Origin of the sequence: Treponema sp. OMZ 305, assembly GCF_024181325.1 — a bacterium.
Lineage (GTDB): Bacteria > Spirochaetota > Spirochaetia > Treponematales > Treponemataceae > Treponema.
Genome location: NZ_CP051300.1, coordinates 2,546,329 through 2,572,824 on the forward strand (window position 1 = coordinate 2,546,329; position 26,496 = coordinate 2,572,824).

The 26,496-nt window shown below is 45.7% G+C and carries 25 protein-coding genes, 3 tRNA genes and 2 pseudogenes; 10 read left to right on the forward strand and 20 right to left on the reverse strand.

Annotated elements, in window-relative coordinates; all coding sequences use genetic code 11:
- Position 1: 1 nt before the first annotated feature.
- The 3 genes and pseudogenes from ABK01_RS11285 to ABK01_RS11295 form a co-directional block, all read right to left on the reverse strand.
- Positions 2-1,774 carry an ABC transporter ATP-binding protein gene (locus ABK01_RS11285; protein WP_253675709.1) on the reverse strand — a complete coding sequence of 591 codons (1,773 nt, stop codon included), beginning with the start codon at positions 1,772-1,774 and terminating at the stop codon, positions 2-4.
- Positions 1,775-1,905: 131 nt separating this feature from the next.
- Positions 1,906-3,626: pseudogene (locus tag ABK01_RS11290) on the reverse strand (ABC transporter ATP-binding protein).
- Between the two features lie 152 nt (positions 3,627-3,778).
- On the reverse strand, positions 3,779-4,348 hold the full coding sequence (locus tag ABK01_RS11295; protein WP_253675710.1) for a TetR/AcrR family transcriptional regulator: 570 nt from the start codon (positions 4,346-4,348) through the stop codon (positions 3,779-3,781).
- Positions 4,349-4,589: 241 nt separating this feature from the next.
- Here ABK01_RS11295 and ABK01_RS11300 point away from each other — a divergent pair, with 241 nt between their 5' ends.
- The 3 genes from ABK01_RS11300 (at position 4,590) to ABK01_RS11310 (ending at position 6,230) form a co-directional block, all read left to right on the forward strand.
- Positions 4,590-4,805, forward strand: a complete 216-nt coding sequence (locus ABK01_RS11300; RefSeq protein WP_212565504.1) for a helix-turn-helix domain-containing protein — start codon at positions 4,590-4,592, stop codon at positions 4,803-4,805.
- 145 nt (positions 4,806-4,950) lie between these two features.
- Positions 4,951-5,283: a HipA N-terminal domain-containing protein gene (locus ABK01_RS11305; RefSeq protein WP_253675712.1), complete on the forward strand. Its 333-nt coding sequence runs from the start codon at positions 4,951-4,953 to the stop codon at positions 5,281-5,283.
- Positions 5,280-6,230, forward strand: a complete 951-nt coding sequence (locus tag ABK01_RS11310; RefSeq protein WP_212565505.1) for a HipA domain-containing protein — start codon at positions 5,280-5,282, stop codon at positions 6,228-6,230. Before ABK01_RS11305 ends, ABK01_RS11310 begins: the two co-directional genes overlap by 4 nt.
- Positions 6,231-6,304: 74 nt before the next feature.
- On the opposite strand, the pseudogene ABK01_RS11315 reads toward ABK01_RS11310, so the two are convergent.
- The 3 genes and pseudogenes from ABK01_RS11315 to murI form a co-directional block, all read right to left on the reverse strand.
- Positions 6,305-6,367 (reverse strand): annotated as a pseudogene (locus ABK01_RS11315) (hypothetical protein); the annotation flags it as partial.
- Between the two features lie 118 nt (positions 6,368-6,485).
- Positions 6,486-7,436, reverse strand: coding sequence for a ribosome small subunit-dependent GTPase A (rsgA, locus tag ABK01_RS11320; RefSeq protein ID WP_212565506.1), 951 nt, complete (start codon positions 7,434-7,436; stop codon positions 6,486-6,488).
- Complete coding sequence (gene murI / locus ABK01_RS11325; protein ID WP_253675713.1) at positions 7,436-8,224, reverse strand: glutamate racemase; 789 nt, start codon at positions 8,222-8,224, stop codon at positions 7,436-7,438. Before murI ends, rsgA begins: the two co-directional genes overlap by 1 nt.
- A 309-nt stretch (positions 8,225-8,533) precedes the next feature.
- On the opposite strand from murI, the gene ABK01_RS11330 reads away from it, so the two are divergent.
- The gene (locus ABK01_RS11330; RefSeq protein ID WP_253675714.1) at positions 8,534-8,752 is read left to right on the forward strand and encodes a hypothetical protein; all 219 of its coding nucleotides are present in this window, start codon (positions 8,534-8,536) and stop codon (positions 8,750-8,752) included.
- Here ABK01_RS11330 and ABK01_RS11335 read toward each other — a convergent pair.
- Positions 8,746-9,852 carry an amino acid--tRNA ligase-related protein gene (locus tag ABK01_RS11335; RefSeq protein WP_253675715.1) on the reverse strand — a complete coding sequence of 369 codons (1,107 nt, stop codon included), beginning with the start codon at positions 9,850-9,852 and terminating at the stop codon, positions 8,746-8,748. The two genes, ABK01_RS11330 and ABK01_RS11335, sit on opposite strands and share 7 nt — an antisense overlap.
- 72 nt (positions 9,853-9,924) lie before the next feature.
- A complete protein-coding gene (gene aspS, locus ABK01_RS11340; RefSeq protein ID WP_253675716.1) occupies positions 9,925-11,685 on the reverse strand; it encodes an aspartate--tRNA ligase in 1,761 nt (586 codons plus the stop codon).
- Between the two features lie 114 nt (positions 11,686-11,799).
- On the opposite strand from aspS, the gene ABK01_RS11345 reads away from it, so the two are divergent.
- The 5 genes from ABK01_RS11345 to ABK01_RS11365 all read left to right on the forward strand — a co-directional run bounded on the left by ABK01_RS11345 (position 11,800) and on the right by ABK01_RS11365 (position 17,057).
- Positions 11,800-12,708 (forward strand): alpha/beta hydrolase, encoded by a 909-nt coding sequence (locus ABK01_RS11345; protein ID WP_253675717.1) that lies wholly within the window; start codon positions 11,800-11,802, stop codon positions 12,706-12,708.
- A 5-nt stretch (positions 12,709-12,713) separates the two neighbouring features.
- The gene (locus tag ABK01_RS11350; protein ID WP_253676618.1) at positions 12,714-13,937 is read left to right on the forward strand and encodes a peptidase U32 family protein; all 1,224 of its coding nucleotides are present in this window, start codon (positions 12,714-12,716) and stop codon (positions 13,935-13,937) included.
- Between the two features lie 106 nt (positions 13,938-14,043).
- Positions 14,044-15,240, forward strand: a complete 1,197-nt coding sequence (locus ABK01_RS11355; RefSeq protein ID WP_253675718.1) for a ZinT/AdcA family metal-binding protein — start codon at positions 14,044-14,046, stop codon at positions 15,238-15,240.
- Positions 15,241-15,531: 291 nt separating this feature from the next.
- The gene (locus ABK01_RS11360; protein WP_253675719.1) at positions 15,532-16,278 is read left to right on the forward strand and encodes a cache domain-containing protein; all 747 of its coding nucleotides are present in this window, start codon (positions 15,532-15,534) and stop codon (positions 16,276-16,278) included.
- Between the two features lie 155 nt (positions 16,279-16,433).
- Positions 16,434-17,057 carry a helix-turn-helix domain-containing protein gene (locus tag ABK01_RS11365; protein WP_253675720.1) on the forward strand — a complete coding sequence of 208 codons (624 nt, stop codon included), beginning with the start codon at positions 16,434-16,436 and terminating at the stop codon, positions 17,055-17,057.
- On the opposite strand, the gene ABK01_RS11370 is transcribed toward ABK01_RS11365, so the two are convergent.
- A complete protein-coding gene (locus tag ABK01_RS11370; protein ID WP_253675721.1) occupies positions 17,058-18,671 on the reverse strand; it encodes a UDP-N-acetylmuramoyl-L-alanyl-D-glutamate--2,6-diaminopimelate ligase in 1,614 nt (537 codons plus the stop codon).
- A 250-nt stretch (positions 18,672-18,921) separates the two neighbouring features.
- Here ABK01_RS11370 and ABK01_RS11375 point away from each other — a divergent pair, with 250 nt between their 5' ends.
- Complete coding sequence (locus tag ABK01_RS11375) at positions 18,922-19,341, forward strand: hypothetical protein (protein ID WP_212565513.1); 420 nt, start codon at positions 18,922-18,924, stop codon at positions 19,339-19,341.
- A 188-nt stretch (positions 19,342-19,529) separates the two neighbouring features.
- Here the strand turns inward: ABK01_RS11375 and clpX are convergent, their stop codons facing one another.
- The 11 genes from clpX to ABK01_RS11430 form a co-directional block, all read right to left on the reverse strand.
- Positions 19,530-20,774, reverse strand: coding sequence for an ATP-dependent Clp protease ATP-binding subunit ClpX (gene clpX, locus ABK01_RS11380; protein WP_253675722.1), 1,245 nt, complete (start codon positions 20,772-20,774; stop codon positions 19,530-19,532).
- Positions 20,767-21,372, reverse strand: coding sequence for an ATP-dependent Clp endopeptidase proteolytic subunit ClpP (clpP, locus tag ABK01_RS11385; RefSeq protein WP_212565515.1), 606 nt, complete (start codon positions 21,370-21,372; stop codon positions 20,767-20,769). Before clpP ends, clpX begins: the two co-directional genes overlap by 8 nt.
- Positions 21,353-22,744 (reverse strand): trigger factor, encoded by a 1,392-nt coding sequence (gene tig, locus ABK01_RS11390; protein WP_253675723.1) that lies wholly within the window; start codon positions 22,742-22,744, stop codon positions 21,353-21,355. Before tig ends, clpP begins: the two co-directional genes overlap by 20 nt.
- 112 nt (positions 22,745-22,856) lie before the next feature.
- A tRNA-Gly gene (locus ABK01_RS11395) sits at positions 22,857-22,928 on the reverse strand.
- A gap of 35 nt (positions 22,929-22,963) precedes the next feature.
- A tRNA-Leu gene (locus ABK01_RS11400) sits at positions 22,964-23,043 on the reverse strand.
- An 83-nt stretch (positions 23,044-23,126) separates the two neighbouring features.
- Positions 23,127-23,199 (reverse strand) — tRNA-Lys (locus ABK01_RS11405).
- Between the two features lie 538 nt (positions 23,200-23,737).
- Positions 23,738-24,883: an aminotransferase class V-fold PLP-dependent enzyme gene (locus ABK01_RS11410; RefSeq protein WP_253675724.1), complete on the reverse strand. Its 1,146-nt coding sequence runs from the start codon at positions 24,881-24,883 to the stop codon at positions 23,738-23,740.
- Positions 24,884-24,900: 17 nt separating this feature from the next.
- Positions 24,901-25,170 (reverse strand): putative Se/S carrier protein, encoded by a 270-nt coding sequence (locus ABK01_RS11415; protein ID WP_253675725.1) that lies wholly within the window; start codon positions 25,168-25,170, stop codon positions 24,901-24,903.
- A 3-nt stretch (positions 25,171-25,173) separates the two neighbouring features.
- The gene (gene yedF, locus ABK01_RS11420; protein WP_044013699.1) at positions 25,174-25,776 is read right to left on the reverse strand and encodes a sulfurtransferase-like selenium metabolism protein YedF; all 603 of its coding nucleotides are present in this window, start codon (positions 25,774-25,776) and stop codon (positions 25,174-25,176) included.
- Between the two features lie 57 nt (positions 25,777-25,833).
- Positions 25,834-26,067 (reverse strand): toxin-antitoxin system HicB family antitoxin, encoded by a 234-nt coding sequence (locus tag ABK01_RS11425; protein ID WP_016670442.1) that lies wholly within the window; start codon positions 26,065-26,067, stop codon positions 25,834-25,836.
- Positions 26,064-26,495 (reverse strand): putative toxin-antitoxin system toxin component, PIN family, encoded by a 432-nt coding sequence (locus tag ABK01_RS11430; protein ID WP_253675726.1) that lies wholly within the window; start codon positions 26,493-26,495, stop codon positions 26,064-26,066. Before ABK01_RS11430 ends, ABK01_RS11425 begins: the two co-directional genes overlap by 4 nt.
- Position 26,496 lies beyond the last annotated feature (1 nt).

The following is a 26,496-nucleotide window of genomic DNA, read 5'->3' on the forward strand; positions in this document are numbered from 1 at the left end:
ATCAGTTTTTCTCCTTTACATTTATACTACCGTGGTTGAGAGCGGATATGTACGTGCGCTGCATCTGTGCATACAAACCATTTTTATTCATCAGTTCAGTATGACTACCTTGTTCAGCGATGCTGCCTTTTTCAAAGACAAAAATAGTATCCGCATTTTTTATCGTGTGCAGACGGTGCGCAATCATAATGACCGTTTTTCCTTTGAGCAAATTTTGCAATGCGACTTGAATCTTATGTTCATTTTGAATATCCGAATATGAAGTTGCTTCATCAAAAATGAGGATAGGCGCATTTTTAACTAACGCACGCGCAATAGAAATCCGCTGCCGCTCTCCGCCTGAAACCTTTACCCCCTCTGTGCCGATTTTCGTTTCATAACCGTCGGGTAAACTCATAATAAAATCGTCAATTTGAGCTGCCTGTGCTGCCTTGCGTACTTCCTCCAAAGAAGCGTCACTTCCCATGCGGATATTTTCGAGCAGCGTGTCTTCCAATAAAAACACATCTTGAAATACAAACGAGGTAAGCGCCATAAGGTTCTCCGTTTGCAGTTCCGTAACGGGAATACCGCCGATAGAAATAGTGCCCGCAGAGCTATCCCAATATCGTCCGATAAGCTGGGCGGCTGTTGTCTTGCCTGCACCGGAAGCTCCGACAAAGGCGTTGACGGTTCCCGCCTTTACACATAGCGAAACATCATTTAAAGCGTTCCGTCCGTCTTCTCCATACGAAAATGAAACACCGTCAAACCGGACATCATAACGACCGTTTAGCGGAAGCGTTTTTGTTCCGCTTTTCATCTGCGGCTCTTCCAAAATTTTTTTAACCGCTGCAAGTCCGCCGCCGAGTTCCATCGACTGCATAGCAATCGTAACCGAATTTAAAAACGATGTATAAAAACACACCGTCAAAAGAATAAAAATCAAAAAAGAAGAAACGGACAGCGAGCCTCTTAAATAAAGGAACCCTCCTGCCGGCAGAGTGAATAAGATTGCCGAATCCAAGATAACCGATGCTGCCGAAAGCGGATTACACGAAGCGGTGCACATCTTTTTCCAGCAAACGGTATACGTCTGTAAAGCGGTTTTATACTGTTGGAATTTTTCGGCTGTTACGCGGTACATCTTCATCACCGGCATTGCAGAAATATATTCCGTAGCCGATGCATTCAAGGCTTCCATATCCTTTGCAAAATCGTTCGCCAATCCCGAAAAATTACTTGCCGCTATCATCATCATCGGAACGGCAATACCGAGCAGCATAGGAACGAGCATAACCAATGCCATAAGCCAATGGAGATGCAGCATAAATACAAACATCGCAAGGGGAACAACCGCCGCCTGCGTGAGTTCCAAAGTGCTGTGCGCTAAGAAAGCTTCTACTCTATCGATGTCATCGAACAGGGTTGTCTTGATTTTACCCGCTGCATTTTTTTGAAAGAAGCCTGCATTCAGATACGAGATATGTTGCAAGACTTTTATCTTTACCGTATGCATCGTATTAAATGCCGCTGTGTGCGAACAAATTCCCGCAATCGACATCAACACTGCCTGTACCGCCGCTGCTGCAACACACATAACAGCCCAATGTAAAAGCGCTTCCGCACTCATCGACCGAGCAATAATCATTTCCAAAATCCGGTACACCGCAATGTACGGAACCAACGACAACACCGAGCCGATCGCTGCAAGTACCATACCCGCAGCCAATTTTCCTCGCTCCGCCTTAGCCAGCGTAAAAACATACGCCGCTCCTACTTGTTTATCCGCCATAATTTCTCCTCAATTCGGCAGTGAGTAAATTATCAAACTTAGGAACTGTCGAATTCTCGCGCTTTCGAACATTTCTGTTCTTATTTAATTGCTAATTGATACCGGCCTAATTACCCATCACCCATTACAAATTACCCCACCCGCCAATTGTCTACTTTGTTTTGGGCTTCGACCATTTCTTTATAAAAGGTGCATCGCGAAATCAATTCTTCATGTGTGCCAAAGTCCAGTATACGGCCTTTATCCATAACGATTATTTTGTCTGCGTTTTGTACGGTGTTCAGGTGATGCGCAATCGTGATGACCGTTTTGTTTTTTCTTAATTCCTCGATAGCCTCGTTTATGAGTTTTTCGTTTTCGCTGTCAACCGCCGCCATCGCTTCATCTAAAATAAGAATTGGAGCATTTTTAAGAATCATCCGAGCAATGGATATTCTTTGCTTTTCTCCTCCCGAAAGTTTTACCCCCATCTCTCCGACCCTTGTGTTGTAGCCGTGAGGCAGGGCGGAAATAAAATCATGACATCGTGCTTTTTGAGCGGCTTCTATCACTTCCGATTCGGAAGCACCTGCCTTGCCGATCGCGATATTTTCAAAGATGCTCATATTAAAAAGGATCACTTCCTGCTGAACACTTCCGATAAGAGCGGAAATACTGTCCGTATCATAGTGTGAAATATCTTTGCCCGAAATTGTGAGCACACCTGAATCAACATCCCAAAAACCCATGATAAGATTCGCAAGCGTGCTTTTACCGCAGCCGCTCGGTCCGACAAGCGCATTTAAAGTGTTTTCTTTACACTGTACCGTAATATCTTTTAACGCAAAGCCGTCTTTTTCATACTTAAAATGTACGCGTTCTTGCATTCTATATCTCCCGTTTTCAGTTTTTCGCTGATCTTTTCTTTTGCAAGAGGCGCACAGAGAATCACCGCTATGCTTTTGAGCTTTTCAGTAAACACGATGGAAAAATGATGGAGCGTTGCGGTTTTACTTATTGCCGACACAAATACCGAAGATAAGATAACGGACAATATAAACTGAGCGGTAGAAATATTGTTATGTAACAGCAGTATACTTCCTAACATCATAACCGATACCGCTCCGGCTTCCATAAAAATATCGATAAGCACCATCGGACCCGTAACGGCACCCATACTCTTTTTTACATCTTGCACATAAGAGCGTGCGGAATTCAAAGTCCTACCGCTAAAACACTCTTCTTTTGCAAAGGCTTTTATGACGGCAATATTTTTTACGTACTCCATCATGTCTTCCCTCATCTGCATTTCTCGTTCAAAATATATTTGAAATCTTTTTTGCATGGTCTTTGCAGATAATTGTTGTACAAGGAACATGAGCGGTACCCCTGCAATCATTATTAACGCGAGCCGGTAATCTATAAAAAGCATTGCAATGAAAACCAGAACAGGAAGAAGAGTTGCCGCCATAATTTCCGGAAGACCATGCGCCAGATATATTTCAATTTGCTCTACATCGTGTTCAACGATGCTTGTAAGCTCACCGGTAGTATGCTTTTTAAAAAAGCCTAAGTTCAATTTTTTGAGGTGTTCAATTATGGCAAGCCGTAATTCCGTCAATGTACTAAAAGCCCTGTCATGAGCTGTCTTTACGGCAAGATAATTACAACACGCCTTGAGCATAAACGAGATGAAAATACCTACGGCAATCATTTTAAAATATTCACTTTCCGCTTTTCCCGAAAATAGGCTGCTTATCACCAGTACCAATAAAACCTGCGGTAGTAAGTCAAACACTATTTTAAGTGCAAGCAGCACATTGGACAAAAAGGTTTTACCCGTCACCTGTTTTTTCAATTCCTTTTCAGTCATATCTACTCCTCTCTACATCTATAATGCGCATGTATATTCGTTTATCTTTAAAACCGAATAATATTGAATATTTATTCAATATTGACAGATAAAATGAGGAGCGGTTGAACGCTCCTAAAATAAATGCTCTTCTATACTACTGTAATTACAGCTTACAATGATTCAACTCCATTAAAATAGCACTTGTTAAGAACAAAGAGCATATCTTCTGCCCATCTGTCATTTTTATAGTGCCGTGCAATTTCCATAAGTCCCTCAACATAATTATTTGCCAAAATATGGGCAAGCATGGGATCGTGTTTGGTTTTTGAATATCTTTTTAAACCGTCTTTTATATGCTGTTCCAACCGTTTAACCCACATATCTTTTGCATTCTCATGTTTCGTTCCCGAGCTCTTGTCTATTAAAATGATGAGTTTAATTCTGTTTTTTAACAGTTTGGGAAGTTGAGATGCTCCGCCCCGATTAAATCTTTCATAGGGGCTTCCGGCTTCCATCTTTTCCTCATCTTCCATCATCTTAATGATTTTATCCAATACGCCTGCGACTACTTCATCAAATAAGCCTTCTTTGTTTTTGAAGTAGGTATAAATAAGCGCAACGGGAATATCAGCCTGTTCTGCAATATCCGTCAGCTTTGCACTTCTGTAATCTTGTTCATAAAATACTTTTTCCGCAGCCGTCAGAATCCTAGCTTTGACTTCTTCTTTTAATACCTGCATACCGCCCGCACGCTCAAAACGTTCTCCTTTCTATTCTACCAATACTGAATTATAATTTAATATTAAAAGGAAGTCCGGTATTTGTCAAGTGAGGCTGACACTTTTGGAAATATATGGATAGATACTTATTTCAAAAGTGATTATACACCCGATAGGGTATGTTTTCGTACTCTTCTTTTGACATTATACCCTAGAGGGTGTATATTATATGTACAAAAACCTCACAGGAGACCATGTTTATATGAATAGAATAGCGGAATTCATTAAAGCAAGTAGAAAATCCGCCGGTTTGACACAGGAAGATTTTGCGATTCGATCAGGTCTTGGACTTCGTTTCGTCCGTGAATTGGAGCAAGGAAAAGAAACCGTACGCATGGATAAAGTGAATGTTGCATTGGCGATGTTCGGCATGGAAGCAGTTCCGGGTAAAAAAGGTGTAACTTCGGCAACCAAATAAGGTTGCCTCGTTAACCGATGAGTTTGCGTACCGCAAACATCACAGATTGTATGTACGCTATCGCGTACCAATTCAGCATCCTCCAAAATTGATATTTTGTTCGGCTGCTGAATTTTACGGAAGGTCTAACTTCGGCAGCATATAAATGAAAAATATATTCAGAACTGCATATGTGTATGTATATAATAACTTCGCCGGAAAGTTGTGCGAAACCGATGAGGGATATTCTTTTTCTTATGATGAAACCTATATGGCGCAAGGAGATAATTATCCAGTTTCATTGACGCTCCCGATTCGAAAAGACCCCTATACATCAAAAACGTTGTTTTCCTTTTTTGATGGACTGATTCCTGAAGGATGGCTTCTTGAGGTTGTAAGCCGTAATTGGAAGATAGACCCTAAAGACAGATTTGCCTTGCTGTTAGTTGCTTGTAAGGATCCTATCGGAAATGTCAGCATAAGTGAGGAAAAGATATGAACTGTCTGTGTTGTGGAAAGCTGATAAAAGACAATAATGAAAGTAGCGGCTGGCATAAGACATGTATAAAAAAATTTTTCACAACAGCTGTTATTCCGGAAATTGAAATAACAGACTCAGTGTTGGAAGAACTAGCAAAAGAAAGCACCAATAAAGGGTATACTATTCCGGGTGTTCAGAAAAAACTTTCATTACATCTTTCAAATGACGTGTATCCCAGATTGACTGTTGTGAATTACCCTACAGGATATATTTTGAAACCTCAAGTAAAAGAATTTCGTGCGTTGCCGGAATCTGAGCATCTTGCTATGTCTATGGCAGATAAAGCTAAGATTGTAACCGTTCCTCACGCTCTTGTAAAAAGTAAAGACTCTTATGCGTATATTACAAAAAGAATTGATCGTGTTTTTTCAAGAAATGCCAATGTAAAGCTCATCGCTATGGAAGATTTTTGTCAGCTTGATTTAAGATTGACTCAAGATAAATATAAAGGCTCTTATGAACGATGCGGGAATATTATTAAAAAATACTCTTATCGTCCCGGTCTTGATATAACCGAACTATTTTATCGACTCGTGTTTTCGTTTATTATCGGAAATTCCGATATGCATTTGAAAAATTTTTCCTTGATTGAAACGCAATCGGGTTCGGGAGTATATCATCTTTCCCCTGCATATGATTTGCTTCCGGTCAATATCATTATGCCGGAAGACAAAGAAGAATTTGCTCTGCCGATAAATGGAAAGAAAAACAATATTCATCGTAAAGATTTTCTTATCTTTGCAACCGGTTACGGCATAGCGAAACTTGCAGCAGAGAAAATGATAGGACAATTGATATCTATGACACCTGTTTTTATTGAAATGTGCCGTAATTCTTTAATACCTGATGATATGAAAAAGGCCTTTATAGCATTAGTTAATAAAAGAGTATCCGCTCTAAAGTAGTATGAAGATAGACAGCGCGGCGGGATAAGCGATTCTTCGTAACGGCATATCCATCGTTCAGACTGTGCAGAACCGTCTGTTATGCCGTCGATGGTGTTGCCGGTTTCTATGGGCCTATCATTTATTAAAAGATACAATGCTGTGTTGTATGCATGATTTACAAATCGCTTTCAAAAATCTTCTTGTTCATTTTTCCTCCACACGAATCACCTTTGCACTGTAATGTGAAAAAGTTGCATAGAAGTATCGTGTAACCTAGTATTCGTCTGCGGTGAGCAGCGTCAGTTCATCGCGCATGGAACGCCAGCTTTCGTAGCGGTCGGGATGGATATGCCCTGCGTCAAGTTCTTCCAAGATGCGGCAGCCGCGCTCGTGAATGTGTGAACAGGAAAGCCCGAAAGCGCACTGTATTGCGGCTGCCTCCATTTCGGGAAAGTAGAAGATGACTTCTTCCGGTTTAATGCCCCACAGCGCAAAGTGCCTGATACCGGGGGTGTCGATGATATTGAACGGCAGCCGGGTTCCGTCGTCAGCGGTAAAGGTCATCGGTAAAAAAACGCCCTGCGTTGTCGTATGGATACCGCGGTCGTACTTAAACGAAATGTCGGCGGTTTTAAGCGCAAGGCTGGGGTCAAGACTATTCAGTAAGCTCGACTTTCCGACTCCCGACTGTCCGGTAACGGCACAGGTTTTACCCGAAAGGAGGCGTGCGAACGGTTCAAGTCCTTCCCCCGTCTTTGCGGAGACCTCGCATACCTGTATGCCGATGCGCTGCCAATCCCGTATCCGTTCCCGCACCGCTTCCGGAATACCCAAATCGATTTTGTTCACAATGATAAGTGCAGAGATTCCTTCCGCGGCGGCTTGAACCAATGTGCGGTCGGTAAAGCGCGGACGAAAGGGGGGATTGGCAGGGGTGGTAACGCAGAGCAGCAAATCGATGTTTGCCGCTAAGAGCTGCGGACTGCGCGTTTTCTGATTCCAGCGGATAAAACCGTTGCGCCGCGGTACAAGCGCCGTAATTTGTCCTTGGTCGGGGTTGAGGGCGTCATATTCAATATCGACCGTATCGCCGGGCGCTAAGGGGTTGTAATACCCGCGGCTTTCTTTCAGTTTTTTTCCCTTAATGGAACAACGCACTACGTTACCTTCGGGTGTGCGTACGGTAAAAAAATTATTTGCGCCGCTTAATACCAGCCCCTGCATTACAGCGATCCCTGCCAGTCGAGGTCAAACAGTTCACAGTAACCGCGGTAGAGCCGGTCGATGCGCTCGGTGATTTCGCCGGTAACATAGCAGCAGTTGCGGGATGCTTCCCCACCGGACGGCGGAGGCAGCACATCCAATGCATGGGAAACGACGCCGGGCAAGGAATCGACAACCTTTATTTCCGGAGCGGCGCATTCGGCAAAGGTGTCTGCAAGATGCAAAAAGTGAGTGCACGCCAGTACAATCGTGTCGACACCGGCGTCTTTAAATTGCCGGATTGCAGGCGCTACCGCTTTTTGTTTTTCTTCATCGGGAGCGGTAATCAGTCCGTTTTCAATTTTTGCAACCAGTTCCGCATCCGCTCGTCTTTCGATAGTACAATCGGCGGCAAATGATTCAATCAACTTATCAAGATACGGGTCGTTGATTGTCCGCGTCGTGGCGATAATCCCGATACGCTTATTAACGCTTACTTCCGCCGCGACCTTTACCGCCGGTACGGTACCGACAAAGGGAATGGAAAAATGTTTGCGCAGTGCATCGAGGGCGGCGGTTGACATCGTATTGCATACCACGATAACCATTGCGGGATCCAAGCGGTTTATTATTTTTTCCGTAACACCGAGGGCATACTTAATCACTTCCTCACGCGTTTTTTCCCCATAGGGAAAATGTTCCAAATCCGCCACATACGCAGCCGATGCTTGCGGCGCTTTTTTATGAAAATACCGGAAGTACGGCAAGCCTCCTATTCCCGAATCTAAAAAAACATACTTTTTGTGCATTTAATATAATACCTCATAAAATAAATTCATAATGCGAAATTCATAGTTTTACAATTAAGGATTATAAATTATGCATTATTCTTGAGCAAGGTGCATAGAATACAACGGATGCTCCTGTTATAATAAACGCCGTGAAAAATTTTGTTCGGCTCTTTTCGTATTTAAAAGGATTCCGTCTCTTATATCTGCTTGCGCTTATGTTTGCACTGCTTGCTCAGATTGCTGCAGCTCTACAGCCGAGCTTGATTAAAATCGCTAATTAATGATGCGCCTAGCTTGATCTTTGACGATTCACTTTCTGCAGTTGATATGGAAACCGATGCGGCAATCAGAGCCGCGCTCAAAAATGAAAATAAACATAAAACGGTGATCATCATTTCTCACCACATCGCTACGGTCAAAGATGCCGATATCATCATCGTATTGGAAGACGGAAAAATTACCCAGCAGGGCACACACCGCGAGTTGCCGGAACGAGGCGGTTTATACAAGCGAATTTATGATATTCAAAACGGTCAAAACTATTGAGCAGTATCCAGCGTATGATATAAAAAACCGGCAGCTTCACATCGTGTTGAGTAATTAAGAGTGCGATCCCCCCACATCCCGCTGTATAAAAACGGTTCGAGTGTTTTTTTTCCGCCGAGCAGCATGATGAGGCGGTCAAAGCCCATCGCGACGCCCGAACAAGGGGGCATGCGGGCGCACATCCCGCCGAAGTTATCCGGTACGGGATGCGGTACCCGCGCGGTTGCATTTTTGATTGCAGCCTCATCTGCAAATGAACGGTTGATCTCTCCCGCATCCCGCGCTTCGGTATAGCAGTTTGCAAGCTCCACTCCGCGTACATACACTTCCCACCGCTCTTTTGTCTTCCATATAAAACGGCGCCCGTCAGCGGCGGTACGCTGTTCCGTCCGTTCCTGTGCAAGGCAAGGTACCCGCGCGGGGTAGTCCAGCAGCGCAACCGGCACATCGGACGGAAGCTGCGGCTCGATGCAGTGCACCAAGAGCAGTTCGTATAAATCATCCCACGCCCAATCTTCATACTGCGCCCTGCCGCCGAGACCGAGCCGTTCCGCATGGAAAGCAAGCTCCGGCGTTTCCGCTTCTGCGAGGGAAAAACCGGCGAATCGTTTAAAGGCTTCGTCCATGGTCAGCTGCAAAAACGGTTTGGAAAGCACCGCACCCAATTCAGGGTTGGCAAGCGGCATCCCCGCAACTGCCTGCGCCATAGTCTGTAGAAAAGCTTCGGTAATCTTGATGGAATCGCGGTAATCCGCCTGCATGGTGTAGTATTCCAGCATGGTAAATTCGGGGCTATGAATATGCCCGACGGATTCGCAGTTGCGGTAACACTTTGAAAGCTGAAACACCGACCGGCCGTGCGCGGCGATAACCGGCTTGATGAACACTTCTGGAGAGGGGACAAGAAAGAGCGGGGCTGCCGCTTCTTCGCCGGTTTTAAAGGGTTTAAGGTATTCCGTGCGGAACACTTCGAGACAGCTTTCGGGGATGAGCGCCGACGAGAGCGCCGGAGTGTCCAGCTCCAGATATCCATGTGTAATAAAAAAATTCCGCGCCGCCTGTAAACAAGCCGCACGGAATTCGATAGCTTCTATGTCCATAATTTTTTCAAGGCAAACGCATCATCTTGCGGAATATTCCCGCAGAATAATTGATGCCTTGCTTCATCCATGCTATTCCCGAATGCTCAAGTGGAGTTCGGCAAGCTGCTTTTCGTCAACCTCGCTGGGGCTTTCGTCCATGGGGCTGACGGCGAAGGTGTTTTTGGGGAAGGCGATTACTTCTTTAATCGAACTTTCGCCTGCCATCAGCATTACGATGCGGTCAAGCCCTGGGGCAATCCCTCCGTGGGGCGGCGCGCCGTACTTGAATGCTTCCGTTAAAAAGCCGAACTTCTTTTCCGCATCGGCGGGGTTAAAGCCGACGATGTTGAATATCCGTTTTTGCAGCTCAGGATTGTGGATTCTGATTGAGCCGGAAGCGACTTCGTATCCGTTGAGTACGAGGTCGTACAGGTCGCCCTTTACCTCGCCGGGGTTTTGCTCCAGCGTGTCGAGGTAGCGTTCCTGCGGCGCGGAGAACATATGGTGAGCGGGATCCCATTTCTGTTCATCTTCATTCCATTCAAAGAGAGGGAAGTCGATAACCCACAAAAAGGCGAATACTTTTGGGTCAAGTAGATTCAAATCCTTACCGAGCTTGCTTCTGACGGCGCCGAGCGCGGTGCAGGCAGTTTTATATTTTGCATCGGCAATAAAGAGGAGTAGGTCGCCATCTTGAGCATTCAGCTTTTTGCATATTTCAGCTTCTGCGCCGGCACAGTATTTGGCAATACCGCCTTCGAATGCGCCGCCTGCAACTTTTGTCCATGCAAGCCCCTTTGCCTTGTAGATTTTTGCCGCAGCTTCAAGCTCTTCAATCTTTTTGCGGCTGTAATTTACTGCCTGTCCCTTCACCGTGAGCGCCTTGACGGCTCCTCCGGCGGCGATCGCATCTTTGAACACGGCAAACTCGGTGCATTCTGCCATCCACGCGGCATCCTGCAGCTTCATCTCGAACCGGATATCGGGTTTGTCGGTGCCGTAGAGGTCGATGGCTTCATCATAGCTGATACGCGGGAATGACTGCGCCAAATCCGCGCCGATAGTCTTTTTGAACACCGTTCGGAACATATTTTCGGTAACGTCGAGCACATCATCGCGGGAAACAAAGCTCATTTCAATATCGATCTGGGTGAACTCAGGCTGGCGGTCGCCGCGTGCGTCTTCATCACGGTAGCAGCGCGCAATCTGAAAATAGCGGTCAAAACCGGAGACCATCAGTATTTGCTTATACAATTGCGGGGACTGCGGCAGCGCATAGAACTTACCCGGATAGAGGCGGGACGGCACCAGATAGTCGCGCGCACCCTCCGGCGTCGATTTAATAAAGGTCGGCGTTTCAATTTCTAGGAAGTTCCGAGCTGTAAGGTACTCCCGCACGGCGAACGTAACCTTTGACCGCAGTATCAGGTGATCCTGCATGGTCTTGGAACGCAGGTCAAGGTAGCGGTACTTGAGCCGGAGATCTTCGTTGGCGTTGGTTTTTTCGTCAATCTGGAAAGGCAGCACGGCGCTCTTCGACAGCACCATGATGCGCTGCGCCTTTACCTCGATATGTCCGGTTGTCATTTCGGTGTTGACCATGGAATCGGGGCGTTCCCGCACCGTGCCTTCAACGGCAATACAATATTCCATTTTCAAACTAGCTGTAGTTTCCTTGAGTTCTGCGCTTGCATCGTCATCGACAACCACCTGCGTCAGCCCGTAGCGGTCGCGTAAGTTTATAAAAGAGATACCGCCGTGGTCGCGCTTGCGGTGTACCCATCCGTTTAATACTACTGTTTTACCGGCGTCGCTTTTTTGTAATTCTCCGCAGGTAACGGTCCGTTTCATTTCTATCATAATAGAATAAGTATAGTTAAAACGGAGCGTTTATGCAATTCTGAATTTATACACTTTTGCAAAAGGGGGCTGGAATGAGCGCAAAAGATTCTGTATACTGCTCCGATGGATGGGACAAATTCACTGCGACAGATTCAAAAATCATTCAAAAAGACCCTCTATTCTCCTAAAATACCGTTGAGTAGCATCCGGGAGGAATATGATTCTTTTTTTTACTCGCCGTATCTGCCTAACAATACGGATATAACACGAGATACGCTCGATTCGGTACCGGTAGAAATTCTGGAGCCGGAAGTAGCGGCAGCAAACCGTGTTATTCTTTATGCGCACGGTGGCTCATTTGTAAATGGATCATGTAAGGCTTCACGGAACTTTTGCGCGTCGTTTGCTCACGAATGCGCGTGCAAGTTGTTTTTGCCGGAATACCGCCGTGCACCCGAATATCCCTTTCCGGCCGGATTGGAGGATATCTTTATTACCTATCGAGGGATATTGAAAAAATACGCCTTTTCTCCGAAGTCGGTCGTTATTGCCGGAGACGAAGCGGGGGCTGCTTTGGCAACGGCGCTTGTTCATTATTTAAGACAAAAAAAATTACCGCAGCCTGCCGCGCTCGTACTCATTTCTCCATGGCTGGACATTTCATGCTCAAACGAAGAAATACATACGTTACAAAAATCCGATAAATTTTTGCTGAAAGAGTCACTTCTGGCAGTTGCCGGACGCTACACAACAGCTGAGAATTTTCAGAACCCACTGGTATCTCCGCTGTACGGCTCCTTTGAAGGGTTCCCGCCGATTTTTATTCAGTGCGGCGGTAAAGAAATTCTCTTAGCAGACGCACGGGCGCTCGCACAGAAGATTGAAGCTGCCGGCGGACAGGTACAGTTGGATATATGGCCGGAGATGTGGCATTTCTTTCAGGCGATGGACGCACAGGCAAAAGAAGCTCACTTAGCGGTAGAGAAAATGGGACAATGGGTGCAGTCTCTTTTTATTGAGGAAGAACGATAACCATGATGGAATTGGTAGCCCCTGCCGGAAATTTGGAAAAACTACACTACGCGTGGGAATACGGAGCCGATGCCGCTTACATCGGCCTCAAAAATTTTTCTTTGCGGGTAAAAGCCGATAATTTTTTTACCGACGAATACAAAACCATCCATGCGCTCAAAGCGCACTATGCAAAACAAGGTAAACCAAAAAAGCTGCTCTGTGCGCTGAATATTTCTTTTCATAATGAGGACATTAAGGCCTTTTTAGCGGAGGCTGATTATTTTAAGCTCTACCCCATCGATGCCTTTATTGTTCAGGATATCGGAATGGTTTCCGTACTGCGCAAGCATTTTCCCGATGTGCCGATCCACCTCAGCACACAGGCAAACTGCATCAACTATGAAGCGGTGCGAGTATACCGCGACTTAGGATTTAAGCGCGTGGTACTCGGTAGAGAGGCCTCGCTTGCGGATATTGCCGAAATAAAAGCGCATGTACCGGAGATAGAGCTTGAGTGCTTTGTACACGGCGCAATGTGCATTGCGTATTCGGGGCGCTGCCTTATTAGCGCATACCTTACCGGCCGCAGCGCAAATGCCGGAGCCTGCACCCACTCCTGCCGCTGGGACTATTCGCTTGCCGTTGAAGAAAAAGAGCGCCCGGGTGAATACTTTCCCGTAGAAGAGGGCGACGGTTATACGGCGCTTTTTTCGTCTAAAGACCTTTGCATGATAGACTACCTTGCCGACCTGAAAAAGGCGGGAGCCGATGCGCTTAAAATAGAAGGAAGAATGAAAAGCCTCTATTATACCGCGCTTGTTACCCGCGCCTACCGGAAGCGGATCGACGCCTTATTCGGCAAAATCTCTCCTGCTGAAGCGGAGTCCTTTGTGAAAGAGCTATACAATACGGCGCACCGTGCGTTCGGTACCGGCTTTTATTTTTCAAAGGATGATGCAAATAAAACAACCCGCGGGGAATCCAAGTCACCGTATAATATGGCCGGTACCATCGGGAAAGAACTCGGCAACAACCGCTATGAATTCATATCGATGAATAAGATTACCGCAGATATGCCGCTTGAGTACATCGGCCCCGACATCTGCGCAATCGAAGACCGCAATTACACCCTGCTCAACCCCGAAACCGATACTGTCCGCGATTGGGTATGCCACGGACATCCCTGCATTATCGAAACAAACGTCCCGCTGCGCAGCGGTTTTATTGTGCGTACAAAGAGCTGCTAAAATTCGGAAATGATAGAATAGGACATTTTATTCATACGGTCTGTTAGAAACGGTTGACATTTTTTATAATTTTTGTCAGTATAGGTAAACTTTAGGAGGTTTTTAGATGTTATCTAAAAAACATATCGGATACGGAGCGGCAGTATTGCTGTTGCTGACCGTATTTTTCACCGGATGTAAATCGACATCCGCAGCTGCAAAGCTCGAAGCGGGAAACGAACTCTCTGCATGGAAGGGTGAATGGCAATCCTTTAGCGCGATTTCCGGTGCAACTCAGTTAAATGACGCATATAGAATGCAAGCGGAAAAGATGCCGTACTATACCGAAGACGGATTAAAGGCAGCGGTTTCTTCTATGTTTGCAACGCCTTTCGTAAAAATCAAGTTTGACGGTTCCAATACCGTATTGTTTACCGTGATGGACAAAGAAGGTAACGAAAAACAAATTCCGTGCGAATATCGTTATACCGGAACGAAGCCCATGCAAGGAATTGAAGGCCACTCATGGTACGCATTTGAGGCGATAAAACCGGTACAGGGCTTAGCGGAAGCACAGTATTTTATTATCGTACCTCCGGGTCGAGATTCCGAAGATGGCTTATTGCACTGGCACGTACGATTCGGCAGCAAAGACATTAAGTCGCTAGTAGAAAGCGATCCGCTCTGGTGGCCGAGCTATGCCGATACGGCTGTTTCGCACGAAACTCTGTTAAACGAAATGACCGGCATGATTAAGGAAATTGCGGAGATGTTACCGAAAGCGTCCCTTATGCCGTATACGGGCAAATGGATCAACACTGCGCTTATCTATGACGATCCGCGCCCCGCCGTTCAGGAAGCATATACAAAGCTCATTAAAGAATTTTCCGGAAAGAAAGACGGCAGCGACTTTACCAAAGAAGAAATCATTATGATGGCAAAGAAAAGCTACGGTACTGCTTCCGACTTTACGCACCTTGAGTTTATTACCGGAAACGATAAGAACGAACTGGTTGTATGGAAGGGCGACACCGAACTTTCGAGAGTTGCTTACAACCGCGACGGCGCTAATAAACTGCGCGCTATGGCAACGGCGTTTGTTGCTTCCGACCGGAAAAAAGCGGGAAAATTCGCCTTTTTATCTATGACGACACCACACGGCAGCCCCGCGCACATGCATGTATGGTACGGAATGAAGCCGAGCGAAATCGAAAAAACGGACGGCGCAAAGCCGACCTGTATTCCGGCTGACAGCTCCGAAGAATTGGTCGCAACTCGCGTACTCAGTACGTGCCGTAAGCTTTTAAAAGAAGCGACAAAATAACGTGAAAAGCGGCTACATCGATAAGAAAAAATAGGAGTATCCCTCCCAAAATAAGTTTTTGAGCGGTCTTATATGTCCCCATAAGGCCGCTCTTTTTTTATTTGAGGGGTTAATACCCGCCGTTTCTTACCGGCACGGATACCCGTGGTTCCAGACAGCAGCGATGTTTTTGCATTTTTACGCTAAACATGGTATACTTTTTTCATTGTGCCGATTCGATTGCTATGTCGTAACATCCGGAAAATTTCCGCCTCCCGTTCTTTATTTGCACTATGCTGTGTTGCCTGTATCATGATAGCTGTCACTGAATACCGGTTTTTCCGCCGTGCAATAAAAAACCGAATGGATACCTGTAAAAACACTTTGATTAAAACGGCCGATGCCCTTCATTTAACAATGAGCGAAATACAGCGGTTCTCTTATATGCTGATGATCAATACCGATGTACAAGCCTTTGTAATGCAGAATACGATTGCACAAGGTTCCGCCGATATACAAATACTTATCGATGCACAACGTCAGCTATCCTATGTCAAATCAGTACATCCGGCAATCGATTCGCTGTATCTTTATTCTAAAAAAAGCGACTATTTACTGGAAGCGGACAATGCTTTTTTCGATATAGATGCCATGTATGCAGCTCTTTTTACATTCCAAGATTTAAACAGCAGGCAATGGCGGGAATACTATCTACGGCCTGTATATGTCAATGCATGGATGCCCGAATCTCCGGTGGTTTCTAAAGGAATACGGAGAAAGGTTCTTGTATTTGAACAGACCTTTCCTTTGCAAAATACTGCGGCAAATGCGGGAAAGCTCATAATACTTTTAAAAACAAGCTATTTTGAAGGGCTTTTTTCCACTCTTCCGGCTTTTACCGAAGCCGTCTTTTGGCTTATCGACAGCAAAGGTAGGCCGTTGCTTATCCGTCCGGAGAGGGCAGTAAAAGAAACCGAACCCGTACAATCTGAAATACAAACAATGCTATCAGCCATGCCGAAACCGATACAAACCCAAACGAAAGAAACGAGCCGATAATCATCACGCAACAACGTATACGAGGCAAATCTTATTTTCTCTTTACGCAACCGATACGGGGTACCGATACTGTCCTTCTTGTAAGCATTCCGCAATTCACATTTGCTCAACACATAGTAACCGTAACCGGACGTTTTGCCGTATCCGCTGTGTTGATGATTTTTCTCTTATCTTATATCGGATATACAGCCGTATCATTACTCCGCGTACCGCGAAAAAGTTCTTCGCAGTCTCCTCTTTGCTCATTTCAGGAATCTCAACCCGAAGCAATCAACAACCCCGACGCAAGCGTCGGGGTATGTTGTTCTCATAAGGTGGTTGCAGTCGGCTTTAATACCCTTTGTTACGACGCAGAGCGTCGGGGTATTAAACCCTCGTACGCACGAATCAACGACAACAAACATACGGTACCGGCAGATATATGTCAAGGAAAAGATATAACCCTTATAAATCATATTGCCGAATATATAGAACAATCTTATGCAAATCCGCTTTTAAATCTTTCTCAAATGGCGCAGGATTTCGGTATGACGGAAAATTTTCTATACTATTTCTTTCGTACCAGAATGCAAAAAAGTTTTGCCCACTATTTGGAAAATAAACGGCTCGAAAAAGCTCAAGCGCTCATTGCGGAGAACCCGAAAGAATCGCTTACCGTTTTAGCGGAACGCTGCGGTTATACAAATATCCAAACATTCCGTCGTGCTTTTAAAAAGCGGTACGGACTGACGCCGTCGGAATTTAAGCGCCAAGTATTTGCAGCAAATCCTACACAGTGATTATAGGGCTTCTGTAAAAAACTGCATTTCCCGCAGAGCATTGAGCGCTTCGGTGTATTCGTCATAGGGGGTGGCGCCGTTTTTTCCGATAATCGAATTTTCATGCCCCTTTCCAAGCAAGAGTACCGCATCATTCGGTTGTGCAAGGGAGAAGGCTTTGCGGATGGCAGTAGGCCGGTCAGGAATAATAAACAGCTCCTCGCCGCGCTTCTTGTTAGGACAGCCTGCTGCAATCATTTCCAAAAGCTCGACAGGGTCTTCGCCGCGAGGGTCTTCATCGGCGAGGATAACAATATCGCAGTATTCTCCGGCAATCCGCCCCTGCTCCGGACGCTTAACGGTATCGCGCTCTCCGCCCGAACCGAATACGGCAATCACGCGGCCTCCTTTCGCCTTAACTCGGTCACGTACGGACGGCATAATCACTTGGAATGATGACGGCGTATGCGCATAGTCGATAAACACCTCAAAGCTCTGCCCCGCTTCGACACGGCACATTCTCCCTCTGACCGGCACAAGCCGATTCAGCAAGGGTACAAGTGTTTCAAACGGCTCGCCTGTTAAATTATGAACGGCAATTAGAGAAGCAAGGATATTATACACATTAAAAAAGCCGGTTACCGGAGCGACGGCCTCATACACTTCCTTTACACCGTTAAACGCTGCGTGGATTGTAAAGGTTAAACCGGTCTCCCCTTCATGTACGTTATCGGCATATAAGCCGCCTGCAAAATTTGGAATCGAGGCCGAAGGAGTTGCCGTAGCGTCGACATGCTTCTGCAAAGCAAATCCGAACACCGGCTGATGTGTTGCCTGTGCAAAATAGGTGGCAGACGGATCTTCAAGATTGACAATGCCGAAGGCTGCAACCGTTCCGTTTTTTTTCTTATGATCATGGGTATCCAATGCGCGGAATAAGTTCGCTTTATCGTAGCGGTATTGTTCAAAGGTGCCGTGAAATTCCAAATGCTCCTGCGTAACATTCATAAATACGCCCGCATCGAACTGCACCTGCAATAGGCGCGCCGTTCGGGGAGAAAGCCCGTGCGATGACGCTTCCACGACTGCATATTCGCAACCGTTATCCCGCATACGGGCAAGCCGTTCCTGCACGGTAACCGATTCGGGCGTCGTTTGATGCGCCGGATTAGCGACGGGTTCATCCCCAAGCGAAAAAGACACGGTTGAAGAAAACCCCGCTTTTTTTCCGGCAAGCCGCAGCAACTGCCAGATAAAGTCGACGGTGCTGGTTTTTCCTTCCGTACCGGTTACTCCGATTGTTACCAAATCTTTTGAAGGCTCGCCAAAAAAAGCAGCTGCAGCGGCGGCCATTGCGGCACGGACATCCGACACTTGAACGTAGCAAATATGCTCTTGGTATAGTGGAAGCGTTTTTTCGTGGATAACCGCAACGGCGCCCTTCGCAATAGCTGCATCGACAAACTTTGAACCATCGGTATGCACGCCGGGCAAGGCAAAAAAAGCGGCGCCTGCCTGCACTTCACGCGAATCATACGAAAGCGAATGAACCGTAACATCTGCCCCGTGAACAGCTATCGGCTCTATAGAAAAAAGACATTGAAGAATTGATTTTGTATATTGGTTATTACACATGGGAACCTCTAAAAACCTCAGATTTTTAGAGGTTTGCTTAGATTTGATTGCGGGAAGTATAAACGGCAAGCAGTATTCAGGCAAGAGGAGTAATTCATAAATAATTGAAGACGTCCTATTGAGTAAACAATTTCTACCGTTTTCAATTATCAATACCGTAAAAGTCTGGCGTTATTCGCCGATATTATACAGGGCATCTCTAGAGATCAAAGTTTTAGGATGTCCTTACAGAAGATACTTGGAGGTTCTTATGAGACGAAGTATGGGTATCACCATCTTACAAATTGCACTTGTTTTTTTCTTACTGGTCAGCGGCGTAACGGGGCTTATGCAATCCAGCGCCGGTAATTTAAATCCGGTAGTTACATTTCTTACACAGTTGGTAAAAAGCTCGACGATAAGTACGATTATCATCATCGCGATTGCCGTATGCGAACTCATCGCCGGATTTTTCTTGTTGATGGGGTTGTTTACATTCTCTCCGCAGATTCTCAATGTGATTTTGATTATTTTTATCGTATTGTGGATTATCAATATTGTTTTGATCGATTTTATCGGAACATTTAACAGCGGCATTCATGGCGTGCACGGTTTATTAACCTATCTGCAGCAGCTATCCGCTCACCTGATGGTACTAGGAGCGCTTATCTGCGTACAATATCGCAACTGATTTTTTAAATTGATGGAAGCATCAAAAAAGCCGACGTCAAACGGTTGAAGTTAAATTTTCACCTCGTTTAATGCGTCGGCTCTTTTTATTTTAGGAGTCCTCTAAAAGCTTAGTAAGCTTTTTAGAGGCTTTCCTATACAATGACAAATAATAACAAATAAGCAAAATACAGCAAAGTTAAAAGCAGCTTACGCCGTTTTTTCCGAAATCAGTTTTAGCTCAGGTTTTTCCGTTTCCTCAATAGCTTTTTTCGTGATATGCAGCTCTTTTTGCCCTTTCATCGAGGGAGCTTCAAACATCGCATCAAGCATTAGTTTTTCGACAATAGAGCGAAGCCCGCGTGCACCGGTATTTTGATCCAGCGCTTGCTGAGAAATCGCATCAAGGGCAGCATCATCAAAAGTCAGCTTAACGTTATCAAGCTTAAACGATTCTTGGAACTGTTTGATGATGGCATTTTTCGGTTCAACAAGAATACGCCGCAGGTCTTCGAGTTTTAAATCGCTGAGCGAAACACTGATGGGAAGCCGCCCGATCAACTCGGGAATAATGCCGAACTTTACCAAATCATCGGGAATGAGCTTGTCGTACAACTCCTGCAAATCCCTTTCTTTTGCAGACCGTACATCAGCCGCAAAGCCCATCGGATTTTCCGCAACGCGCGTTTGGATAATCGTATCAAGTCCAACAAAGGCGCCGCCGCAGATAAACAGAATATTGGACGTATCGATCTTCAGCATATCCTGATTCGGATGTTTACGCCCGCCCTGAGGAGGAACGGAAGCGACGGTTCCTTCAACAATCTTCAATAGAGCCTGCTGCACACCTTCACCCGAAACATCACGGGTAATCGACACGTTTTCACTTTTCCGCGCAATCTTATCGATTTCGTCGATAAAAATAATACCGCGCTCGGCACGGGCAATATCGCCGTCTGCATTCTGGATCAGTTTTAAGAGGATATTTTCAACGTCTTCACCAACATAGCCAGCCTCGGTTAAAGTAGTCGCATCCGCAATAGCAAACGGAACTTTCATCTTTTGTGCAAGTGTCCGTGCCAATAGCGTTTTCCCCGAACCGGTCGGCCCTATCAATAAAACATTTGATTTTTCAATAACAACGGCATTTCGGTCAGTCGGCGGATGCATAATCCGCTTGTAGTGATTATAGACGGCAACCGATAACACCCGTTTGGCTTTCTCTTGCCCGATAACATATTCGTCAAGATAGGTCTTTAATTCCATCGGTGTCGGGATATCCCCTGAAAGCTGCAGAGGCATTGCCATTTTATAAGCGCTCAAGTATTCCTTACAGAGCTGAATACAATGATCGCAGATAGCAACTCCCGGACCGGGAACAATTTTACGGCCTGCATCTTCCCGCTTACCGCAAAAAGAGCAAACCAAAGAAGGATCGCTTCTTAATTTAGGCATTTTTTCTCCTATCCATAACCATATCAACGATGCCGTATTCGCAGGCCTCCTGCGCAGACATAAAGAAATCCCGTTCCATGTCTTCGGCAACCGCCTTCTCCGATTTTCCGGTGTGATGGGCGCAATATTGGATAATCAGCTTTTTTAACCGGAGTATTTCCCGTGCTTGTATGGTAATATCGCTGGCCTGTCCCTGCGCGCCGCCCCACGGTTGGTGAATCATCACGCGGGAAGACGGCAGCGCAAAGCGCTTCCCTTTGCTCCCTCCTGCCAAAAGCACGGCAGCCATACTTGCTGCCTGCCCCAGACAGATGGTTTGCACGTCGGGATGAATATGCTGCATTGTATCGTACATAGCGAGCCCTGCCGTTACCGAACCGCCCGGACTATTGATATAAAGACTGATATCTTTGTCGGGATTCTGCGATTCCAGAAAAAGCAGCTGTGCAACTACCAGATCAGCAGTTGCATCGGTTATTTCTCCATCAACAAAGATGATACGGTCCTTTAATAGACGGGAAAAGATATCGTAGCTGCGCTCCCCGTTTCCCGTCTGCTCAATAACATAAGGAACAAGGCTATGCATCCGTTCCGACATCAGCAGCTCCCTCTCCAAGTAATTGTTCTACCGTCAGCTTCTCGCCCTGTTTTACCGTCGACTTTTCCAAAAGCTGGGCATAAAGTTTCTTTTCTTTAATATCATCAATCAAGTATTCTTTTTCGCGGGAGGTACCGTCATAATGCTTTTTAACATCTTCCGTTGAAGCCCCTGCGCGTTCGGCTATCGAAGCATATTCCGCTTCAACATCTTCCGGCGAAGCAGTAATAGCCCGTTCTTCCATCAGTTTTTCAACAATAATGCGGGTTTTAAGCCGTAGCTCAGCCTCCGCCCGCCATTCACCCATCGCAGATTCTTTAGAAAACTTACCGTTTACACCGCCTGTCAGTTTTTCTAAGTTTTCGGGCGACATTCCCAACCGCTGTGCCAGCATAGCCCACCGCCCTTCGAGTTCCGCCTTAATCATGGACTCAGGCAATTCTATAGGATTAGCTTCCGCCATCTGCTTCAGCAGATCGTCGGTCTTTTTCCGCTCTAAAACATCTTCTACCTGACGGGTAAGATTCTTCGATATGTCGGCTTTTAAGTCGGCAAGGGTCTTGTATTTCTCGCTGACATCCTGTGCAAGATCATCATCGATAGCGGGCAAGTCTTTGCGCTTCAATGCAGTTACGGTAACCTTTAACTTGATTGTCTTTCCTGCAAGCTCTTTATCGATATGGTCAGCAGGGTATGTCTTGGTGATAACCTTTTCTTCGCCTTTTTTCATACCGATAAGCTCATCATCTACGCCGTAATGGAATTGTCCCTTACCAACGGTAAATACAAAATCATTCCGTTTTGAGCTTTCGATTTCCGCATCGGCATCATCAAGCTGTACATAGTTGATAGTTACGATATTATCATTCTGAACGGTATCGGAATCGCTGCAATCGATGACAAGTGCATTGCGTTCCTGTATCAGCTTCAATTCTTTTTCGATATCGGCATCAGTAACGGTCACTTTGGGAACGGATACCGTAAAACCTTCCGTCTTTGTTATTTCTACTTTGGGAAGCACATCATACAGAACGGTAAATACCAAGTCGGAGTCGAGTTTGAAATCGGGTGTACCGTCAAGTTCAGGCTGCGAATAGGGCAACGGCCGTGAATATTTATCCGCAGCATCAAACACTTCTTCCAATACATTCTGAATTACTTCGTCATACGTTTCGGCACGCAGCGTTTCGCCGAATTTTTGTTCAAGGATTTTTACCGGTACTTTGCCTTTACGAAAGCCCGGTATTTGGAGCTGTTTCGCATATTTTTTCGTTAAAAGTGCATATCGGTTTTGCACCTCATCCTGTTTAACGGTGATCGAAAGTTTCATCCGAGACTTTTCGATAGGGGTAAATTCTTTCGTAAAATTCATTGGCATATCCTTATGATCCTAAAAAGGTTTCTCTCAAGAGAACTTTATTCTTTACCGGAAACGTCCGGTTAAAAAAAAAAGCGATTCGGATGTACCGAATCGCTTCTGTAAGAGCGGGAAACGGGGATTGAACCCGCGACATCCACCTTGGCAAGGTGGCGCTCTACCACTGAGCTATTCCCGCAAAATATATCGCTCGGTATGGACTGTGTGGAATCCTGCGAGAGGAGGGACTTGAACCCTCACGCCGAGGCACCAGATCCTAAGTCTGGCGTGTCTGCCAATTCCACCACTCTCGCTCACAAAGTGAGTCGAAACAATATACCGATGATTTCTAGGAAAGTCAAGTCCTAACCTTTAGGCTACTTAACCCCTATTCATCTGAGCCATGCAGGCTTCGAACCTGCGACCCACAGATTAAGAGTCTGTTGCTCTACCAGCTGAGCTAATGGCCCATTGCTTAAATGTCTTAGCAAGACTGAACGAGTATTCCATAATTTCAAAAGAAAGTCAAGGAGTTAGGGGAAGACTTTTCTTTTTTTTCGATAAAAAGAAAAGTCTTCCCCTATGACCCCATCTAAAGAAAAACGGCGACTTAGGGCTCTGCCCTAAGAACCCGCCTTGGTTCCAAAGCATAGTTCTGAAAATAAAAGCTAAACAGTGGTGACTTTCACACTAACTCGTTTCAGTACCGCCATGGATGGCGGTGGTTTTATGCAGCAGCGATGTTTTGTGCACGCACAAAACTCGCCTTCAACTGTTGTACACGGATGTACAACAGTTGAAGATGGTTCAAATGGTCTCACGGCCTCAATTATTCTGCGCTTTTATCTACTCTGCCTGGTGAGTTTGCTCTCCTGCCAAATCAACATACCGCAGTACCGCCATGGATGGCGGTGGTTTTATGCAGAAGCGATGTTTCGCGGTGACGCGAAACTCGTAGCCAAAACTATACACGGATGTATAGTTTTGGCGCAGATGTGCCGTATATTTTCAAAAGGACTCGCTGATGGCGCCAAGAGCATCGATAGCCGCCTCTATCTCTTCCGGCGTATTAAACGTAGAAAAGCTGAAGCGGACAATCCCTTGCGCTTCCGTTTTATAGCTCCGGTGCACAAGCGGAGCGCAGTGAGCGCCCGGACGGGTTGCAATGCCGTACCGTTCATCAAGGAGGCGGCTCACTTCAGAAGACGGCACGGTTCCAATGTTCAGCCCGATAACGGGACCGGCATTCTGCACTTTCGGTGCATAGAGCGTGATAAACGGAAGGTCTGCGGCGAGTTTGAAAAAGTATGCGCGCAGCTTTGCTAAATACGCAGCGGCATTCTCTTGTCCGAGATTTTCGATGTATGCACATCCTGCAGTCAGTCCGGCAAAGGAAGGCACATTCATGGTGCCGGCTTCAAACACATCAGGCATTGTTGCAGGGTGTGTTTTGTCAAAAGAATGAATGCCGCTGCCGCCGGAAAACACCGGCTTAAAAGCAAAGTCGCCGTTCACGACGATGCCGCCGGTACCCTGCGGGCCATACAACCCTTTATGCCCGGTAAAGCAGACAATAGTTTGTTCATATTGCGAAATATCCATCGGCATGGTACCGGCGCTTTGGGATGCATCGATAATCAGCGTCAACCCATTCTTTCTGCATAAGCCGTAAATTCTCTGCATATCGGGAACGGCGCCGATAACATTGGAGCAGGCGGTAACAATAATCGCCTTGGTATTGCTCCGTATCTGTGCTTCCATTGCCGTATAGTCAAGCGCGCCTGTTTCAAGATCAAAGCCGATAATCGACAGCTCCGCCCCCTGACTTTCCAGCTGATAGAGCGGACGCAGCACCGAGTTATGTTCGAGTGCAGTGGTAATGAGGTGATCGCCTGCTCCGAACAAACTTTTGAGCACGAGATTCAAGGCTGCCGTCGCATTTTGGCACAGTGCAACCTGCAGCGGGTCTGTTATATGGAAGATACGGGCAACGGCAACACGGGTTTTATACAAAGAGGCGAGCGCCGCATGGGCGGTTTTATGCGCAGCACGCCCCGGATTTGCAAATTGCTGCGAGACTATCGCGTCATACACTGCATCTGCAACACTGTCGGGCTTATGGAGCGTTGTTGCACTGTTATCAAAATAAATCATACTACTTACCCTTCCGACTATTTCCCAGACATCTTCACAGCAGTTCTGTCTGCACCGTGGACGGTGAGCGTATATACATCCTGATACGCGGCTCCGCTTGTTTTTAATAAGTCAACCGCTTTTTTCGCATCTTCACGGTTGACCCGCAGCGCCATTCCGCAACCTTCTGAGATTTCCGGAGGGAGCGGGATCAGGCGGGCGCCGGAGAGACCGGTCACTGCCATTTCCGCTGCGATTGCCTGATGAGTACTATCAAATGAAATAACGCAAAATACTTCGTTCTGCATAGCTTAGGGCTTTACGACCTTATTGGTACGCATAATTTCCGTAATACGGTACATATTGGTAGCCGAACCGACTTGCAGTTTCTCTTTTAAACCGTAGAAATCCAAACAGAGCCCGCACGCAAGCACTTCCGTCCCCTTTTCCTGCAAGGTTTTTAAATCGTTGACGGTTTTTTCGTTCTCGGTTGCAAGGCGGACACCGGAGTTATACATCACCACCATTTTAGGGATCCGATCCTGTTCGGTCAACGCATACACAAAGTTCTCCAACAGCTTTGTGCCGAATCCTTCATCACCGGTGCCCATCTTATCGGAATTGATCACCACAACATATTCGTCAGCGCCTTGTTCCAGCACGCTTGTGTCGTTCAAAATGGCACAAGCTTCGCAGCCTTGAAAGTCATAGAGTACGGTGTATTCCGCATCGTTCAGCTTGGTAACGCTTGCTTTGATATTCAGCTGTCCTGCCATCTTGGTCAGGTTCTGAGTGGCAATTTCGTTGTCTACACGGATCAGGATGTTTTCTCCTGCAGTGTTTTCGCGCAATACTTTTTTCGTCATAATGACGGGAATGGGACATACTTTGCCCATCGCATTTACTTCAATCATCATTTCCCTCCATACATATATATTACCTCACCACAATCGAATAATCCGCACGAGGTTTTATACATCACATTCTTCAGGTTTGCTGTTAGGAGCTTTTTGTAAAACAGCTAAAAACTTTTCTCGCGATCCGTTTTTTGCCCGTTGCTCAATATATTGTTCCGTTTGTAGTGCCGATAATTTTTCTCCTATTGCAGCGGCAATAAATTGATTTATTGAAATATTATCGATTTTAGCAACTTCTTTTATCATTGTGTGATATGAATCCGGGATTCTAATACTCAATGTGCTCATTTTTGACCTCCATTTAATGTATCTATAAACTCCCGCGGCGTTAGTGCAACGATTCCTAACTGTTCCGCTTCTTTGAAATCTTTTTTATTAAATGTTATTATCACCTCACTGTTTGAATGAATCGCAAGCTCCAAAATATGATCATCAAAGCCATCTCTTAAATATGGTCGCCACAAATAGAATAGTTTTATATGCTTTCCAATCTGACATAGATAATCTAAAAAATCATTAATATCAGCATCGGAATAGTATGCTCTATCTAAGTGTTTTTTCAAAATTGCTTCATATTCTAAAATAAGCGGAACTGAAATAGCAAAATCAAATCTACCGGTACCGATTTCTTGTAATAACTGATTTGACTTTCCATTTACACTTTTTAATGCCGATAGCATAACGTTTGTATCTATAACGACTATTGGAATATCCATA